Origin of the sequence: Ruminococcus sp. 210702-SL.1.03 (genome assembly GCF_020559915.1) — a bacterium.
Lineage (GTDB): Bacteria > Bacillota > Clostridia > Oscillospirales > Ruminococcaceae > YE71.
The window spans coordinates 1-516 of sequence record NZ_JAJCLZ010000122.1 but is presented as its reverse complement, the minus strand read 5'-3'; the positions used below and the strand labels follow the sequence as shown (position 1 = coordinate 516).

Genomic DNA, 516 nt, shown 5'->3' with positions numbered 1-516 from the left:
ACGCTGATGAAGGGTGATGAGGTGGTCGAGATTTTTAAAATAAGCACCAATTTGTTCTTGTTCTGCTATATTAGGAACTTCTACAATGAACTCTTGCATATCAGAAGCAAGAATATGTTTTATTGTGTTACCAGTAGTTATATTTTCAATTTTCTTTTTTGTCTTCGTAGTTTGGTACTGATAATTCAAAAAGTAAGGTTCTATTTTTAATTTAGGATTTCTAAACATAATCAATGCGTGAGCAGCCGAATTATCCAATTCTTCGGGGATTACAGCCGCATGACCGACATGTCCTGATTGCACCATAACCATGTCTCCAGTATGCAGCCATTTATCTTTTTGCCTTTCATAAAATTCATTATTTATGAAAACTTCATTGTTCCTATTTATCTGTCCATCCTTAACATTATTTGATTCCAGATAAAAATGTCCTGATTCAACGTAATATGGTGTAGCTGTTCCAACGAATGCATTTCCTATGTTTTGATAAATCTCTGACAACCTACGCTGTTCCCA

General features: G+C 34.5%; 1 protein-coding gene. It reads right to left on the bottom strand.

What is annotated here, in order from left to right:
• On the bottom strand, positions 1 to 501 hold a 501-nt coding region (locus LI114_RS13730; protein WP_227221134.1), incomplete at its 3' end, for a restriction endonuclease subunit S.
• Between the last annotated feature and the right edge of the window lie 15 nt (positions 502 to 516).